7 protein-coding genes are annotated in these 4,825 nt (G+C 68.4%); 5 read left to right on the top strand and 2 right to left on the bottom strand.

The annotated features are described in order from the left end of the window. The 5 genes from VNN10_12615 to VNN10_12595 all read left to right on the top strand — a co-directional run. A partial coding sequence (locus VNN10_12615; GenBank protein ID HXH22861.1) for a hypothetical protein occupies nt 1–197 on the top strand: 197 nt, incomplete at its 5' end. After that, nucleotides 194–1,252 carry a hypothetical protein gene (locus VNN10_12610; GenBank protein ID HXH22860.1) on the top strand — a complete coding sequence of 353 codons (1,059 nt, stop codon included), beginning with the start codon at nt 194–196 and terminating at the stop codon, nt 1,250–1,252. The genes VNN10_12615 and VNN10_12610, both read left to right, overlap by 4 nt. A gap of 133 nt (nt 1,253–1,385) precedes the next feature. Further along, nucleotides 1,386–1,985 (top strand): SipW-dependent-type signal peptide-containing protein, encoded by a 600-nt coding sequence (locus VNN10_12605; GenBank protein ID HXH22859.1) that lies wholly within the window; start codon nt 1,386–1,388, stop codon nt 1,983–1,985. Nucleotides 1,986–2,012: 27 nt separating this feature from the next. Next, entirely contained in the window at nt 2,013–2,699 is a 687-nt protein-coding gene (locus VNN10_12600) for a signal peptidase I (GenBank protein HXH22858.1), read from the top strand. After that, nucleotides 2,683–3,612 carry a hypothetical protein gene (locus VNN10_12595; protein HXH22857.1) on the top strand — a complete coding sequence of 310 codons (930 nt, stop codon included), beginning with the start codon at nt 2,683–2,685 and terminating at the stop codon, nt 3,610–3,612. The genes VNN10_12600 and VNN10_12595 overlap by 17 nt, the downstream gene beginning before the upstream one ends. A 2-nt stretch (nt 3,613–3,614) precedes the next feature. On the opposite strand, the gene VNN10_12590 is transcribed toward VNN10_12595, so the two are convergent. Both VNN10_12590 and VNN10_12585 read right to left on the bottom strand, forming a co-directional pair. After that, the gene (locus VNN10_12590; GenBank protein HXH22856.1) at nt 3,615–4,292 is read right to left on the bottom strand and encodes a PrsW family glutamic-type intramembrane protease; all 678 of its coding nucleotides are present in this window, start codon (nt 4,290–4,292) and stop codon (nt 3,615–3,617) included. Between the two features lie 68 nt (nt 4,293–4,360). Next, the coding region (locus VNN10_12585; protein HXH22855.1) for a CBS domain-containing protein at nt 4,361–4,825 on the bottom strand (465 nt) is incomplete at its 5' end.

The raw sequence follows: 4,825 nt of genomic DNA, 5'->3' as shown, positions 1-4,825 counted from the left end.
AGCCAGAGTTTCCGGAGCCGACGATAGCACCCACGGTCGCGCCCACCCCGCCGCCGCGCCCTGACATCGGTATCACACCGATCGAAGAAGGCGTCGCGGGAGGCTTCGACCCCGGCTTGCCCATGCTGCTGGCAATGGCGCCCGGCGTCGGCTACGCCATCGTTTCCGCCCTGCGGCGCCGCGGAGGCCGCCGATGAGCTATCAGGAACGGGAGCTGCGGGCCCGAAGGCGGGAGAGGGTAGCGATGAGCATCCTCAGCCTGCTCATCCTGGCCACGCTCCTTGGCGGCTACTTCTACATCCGCGCTACCCAGGAGGAGACGGGCAAGCTGGCCGTGCTTTCCACGTCCCAGGTCACGATCGGGGTAAATGAGACCTCTACCCCCGCGGAAGAGCCAGCCGCCCCCGAGCCGTCGCCGGCTCCTACGCCGCGGCCGGCTGCATCCGGCCGCGCGCCGGGGCCAGCGATCTCGTCCCAGGTCCTGGGCGAAGCCTCCGAGCCACAGGCCAGCGCCCCGTCGGCGCAGCCAGCCGCGACCGCCACCGGCGCGCCTCGCAGCGGAGTCTCTATCGGCACCTCGCCCCTCGAACCGCCCGGCGGTGGCGGCCCGGGCGGCGGAGGGGGCGCGGCGCCGACGCCGACGCGCACCTCCGCGCCCCCGGGCGTCACCGTCACCCCGACTCCGCCGGGCAGCCCGGCACCATCGGCCACCCCCGGACCTTCGACCACGCCGCGGCCGACCCGCACGGCAGGGCCTCCGACCCCGACACCGGTCACGGAGGAAGCGAGCCCGATCGGGGCCAACAGTCACCTCAGTATCCCGGGATTCGCTGCGCCCGGCGCCTACACTACGGGCGGCATCATCGTTTCGAACATCGGGGAGGTCGCGTTCAACTACTCGCTCAGCTTCAACACCAGCGGCAGTGGCGCCTTCGCGCGCGCGTTGCGGCTCCGCATCTACCTTCGAGTCGGCACCTCCTGCAACTACCCAGGCCCGCCGCCTTCGCCCTCCGGGGACTTCTTGCCCCTGACGGGCGACCAGGTCGGCACGGTCCTGTACGACGGTGACTTCGCGAGCGGGAACAAGTTCGGCGACCCCACGGTCGAGGTCGCGCCCGGCGACCGTTTCCTTGACGTCGGTGAGAGCGAAGTGCTCTGCATGGAGGTCTTCTTCCCCTGGCCCGCGGGCAACCAGTACCAGGGCCAGTCGGTCAACGCCACGATGATCTTTACGGCAAAGTCGCCCGAGTAGGCGAAGCACAGGGAGGTGATCACGGTTAAGGACACAACAGGGCAAACCAAAGGGACCGGAAGCCGGCTCCGAGAGCCGGACAAGGGCCTGAAAGCTGGACGCTGACAGCTCAAGGCTGATTGGAGAAGCAAGGATGCGCAGGATCTTATTCCCACTGCTGGTCATTGGCCTCGCCGGCGGCCTGTTCACCCTCGGCTCCGGGGCGTTTTTCTCGGACGTCGAGACGGATACCGGTAACACGATCACCGCTGGCACTGCCGACCTCGTCATCGGCTCCACGGTGTCCTCATGCGATTATGCGGGGGTCGCTCCCGGCCAGGCGCTGTCCGCCTGTGCCATCACGCTGAACATGGCCGGCTCCCTCAACGACCTGCACCTCGACGTCGAGGTTCACGTCACGCAGGTCGCGGATACGTGCACGACGGAGAACTGCAACGGGGCTGCCAACCTGAGCGCGGCGGACATCGCCGTCACGGCATGCTCGTTCGCCGGCGGGAGCTGCCCCTTCGGCGCCGTCGCCACGCTGGCAGATATCGTCGCGGCAGGCTGTGTCGCTCTCGACGCCGACTCCGCCGCGAACGAAGACGGCCGCGTGCTCTCGCTGACCTTCCAGGTCTCGAGCAGCATCGCCAACAACACCCAGGGCGACGGTCTCAGCATCGACTTCCACTTCGGGCTGAGCCAGCAGACCGACGCCTCGCCCAGCCGCTGCCACCCGGTTGGGGCGACCTAGTAGCGAGTGGGGAGAGCCAAGCCGGTGATGGCGAAAGAACGCACGCTCACGCGATATGGCCTCCGGGCCCTGGACTGGGGCAGCAGCGCCGCCCTGGTGCTGGTGCTGTGCGCCGTCGTCGCGGTCATGCTGACGCCTCACTTGCTCGGCTGGCGTTACGGGATCCTGCGCAGTGGGAGCATGAGTCCTGACATGCCCGCCGGCGCCGCTATCGTGGTTGCGCCGGTGCGCATGTCGGACGTGCGGCCGGGCGACGTGATCACCTTCCGCTCGGTGATGAACAAGGACCTGCTCATCACCCACCGCGTCGTCGAGGTCACGGAGTACGACGGCCGGCCCGCGTACCGCACGAAGGGGGACGCCAATGAGGAGCCCGACGCGGCGATCGTGACGCCGAACCGTATCGTCGGGCGCGTGGTCTTCGCCCTGCCTTACGTCGGCCACGTAGTGCAGCAGCTGCGCACGACCACCGGCTTCATCCTGCTGATGGTCCTGCCCACGCTGCTGATCGTCGCCATCGAGCTCCGGGAACTCGGGCTCGGCCTGTCCGAAATGTTGAGGGAGCGGCGCAAGCCCTCCCCGCCGAGAAACGGTACGGGGCGCGGCCCGTTGTTCTTGTTGACGCTCATTCCCCTCGGTCTGCTTGCCATCAAAGCTAGGTCGCTCTTGAAGTCGAAGTCGAAAACGAGGAGTGGAATTGGCTCGGCTGCGTAATTGGCTGCTGCTGGCGCTGGCCGCCGGCGTGCTCGCTTCCTGGGCGGGCGCGGGCGGCACTTCGCGTCTGCTCGACAGCTGGGCCTTCTACGCCGATTTCGAGGCCGACGCCAACAACACGATCAACGCCACGTTCCTCTCGGCGCCCACGTTGAGCAGCGCGGTCGCCAACCCGGCTGTGGAGCCAGGCACCGTTACGCTCACCTGGACCACTGCCGGCGACGCCGCCACGCACATCCGCATCCACCGCAAGAGCGCCGCCTGCGCGGACGCCGGCAGCTTCGCCGTCGTCGCCACCGTGCCCGAGTCCCCTGCAAGCTTCGCCGACACAGGGTTGGCGCAGGGCACCTACTGCTACAAGGTCCAGAGCGTGATCCACAACTGGACATCTCCCTTCAGCGGCACCAAGCAGGTGCTGATCGAGTCGCCGATCAGTCCCGACGACCTCTTCCTGAAGTCCTCCGGCACTACCAGCGACTCCTGCGAGGCGACCACCAACAGCCTCGTGACGTCCGGTGCGGCCGGCGGTTGCCGCGTCGAGTCCGCGACCAACCCGCCTTTCGAGTTCGCCACCTGGTGCTACGCGTCGACAGTGAAGGCGAGCGCCTCCGGCTGGACGCTCACCCTGGTAGTCGACGTCAGCAACCCGTTCCAGAGCGCCACCCTCATGGCCGACCTCTCTCTGGCCGGCACCGTCATCGCGAGCAGCGGCACCTTCGACATACTCCCGAACGGCGCCGCCACGATGACCGCAGTCGTGAACCTGACTCCCACTGGCGCTGTCCCGCCGGCGAGCGGCACGCTGTGCCTGAAGATCACGAACGTCACCGAGGACAGCGGCGCTTCGCACCACGCCAGGATCATCCAGACCGGCGGCTCGAAGGTCCGCGGCCCCTGGGACCCGTTCCCCTAGCCCTACTTATCCTCGAACGCCAGCACTCCGACGATGGCGAGGACGACGACCGCCAGGTTGAACCCCGCGTGCAACGCCATCGCCGTGAGCATGTAGCGCTTGCTGTCTTTCGGGAAGGGCGCCAGGCCGTTCGCCCAGTCGACCAGTTCCCGCTTGATCCCGAGGCCGAAGATGAAGCTGGCCCCCGTGTGCATCATCAGCGGCACCGTGAGCCGGTAGGTGACGAAGCCGGGTCCGCCCTCCGGGAAGTAGACGAGGATATAGGCGGCCGCCTCGATGAGGCCGAAGACGAGGCCGGAGAGCGCGGTGAGGCAGGCCGTGTAGTAGCGGTCGGCGAGGAGGCGGGGCCACCTGACGAGCAGGATGTAGATGCCGGAGGGCTTCAGCGCCTCCTCGATGATACCGGCGGCGACGAACACGAAGGCCCCGGCCTGCACCTCCTGGACGAGCGCTCCCAGCACGCCCAGCACGCCGCCCCCGAGCGCGACCAGGACCGCGAGGAGGTGCTCCCAGGCGGTGAGCTCCGCGGGCCGGGCACCAGACCCGGGGCCGGCGGGGGCGGGTGGCGCCGGCGGGACCGGTACAGGGGCGTCTACTAAGGGGGCAGCGTCTCCGGGCCGGAGCCAGTAGGTCGGAGGCGGCGTCTCGCCTTCGCGCGGGCGTTCCCAGGGAGAGCGCATTGCGCGCATTATCGTCAAGGAAACAGCGAGCAGGAAGCGGGCGCCGCCCGTTCCTGCCCCCTACTTCCTCAGACGAGGTTCGCCGAGATGTGCTGAAAGACGTCGTTGATGCTGACGACGCTGATCGGCGTGCCGCCCTCGAGCAGGGGGATGTGGCGGAAGCCGCCGACGGACATCTTGTTGATGGCCACGCCGATGTTGTCGTCCTCGCGGAGGAAGACGGGGTCTGCGGTCATGATCTCGCCGCAGGTGATGGCGTTGAGGTCGCGGTCGGGGCCGGCGACCTTATGCAGGACGTCCCAGAGGGTGATGATGCCGGCGAGGCTGTCGCCGTCCATCACCAGGAGGCAGTCGGCGCCCTCGTGCTGCATGTGGCGCACGGCGCGGCCGACGGGGTCGGTGACGCTGACCTTGAGCGGAGGCTTGCGCGGCAGCTTCGAAAGCTCCTCGTAGACGAAGCTGACACCGGGGTCGAGCACGGCGCCCGGGATGTCGAGGCCGGCGAGGTCGCGCCCGCAGTTGTCGCAGATCTC

The organism is Dehalococcoidia bacterium (assembly GCA_035574915.1).
GTDB lineage: Bacteria > Chloroflexota > Dehalococcoidia > DSTF01 > WHTK01 > DATLYJ01.
The sequence above is the reverse complement of the archived record's forward strand: the minus strand, read 5'-3'. Positions and strand labels throughout refer to the sequence as shown.

Coding starts and splice junctions, on each gene's coding strand:
- VNN10_12605 (HXH22859.1), top strand. CDS start 1,386: ATGCGCAGGATCTTATTCCCACTGCTGGTCATTGGCCTCGCCGGCGGC.
- VNN10_12610 (HXH22860.1), top strand. CDS start 194: ATGAGCTATCAGGAACGGGAGCTGCGGGCCCGAAGGCGGGAGAGGGTA.
- VNN10_12590 (HXH22856.1), bottom strand. CDS start 4,292: ATGCGCTCTCCCTGGGAACGCCCGCGCGAAGGCGAGACGCCGCCTCCG.
- VNN10_12600 (HXH22858.1), top strand. CDS start 2,013: ATGGCGAAAGAACGCACGCTCACGCGATATGGCCTCCGGGCCCTGGAC.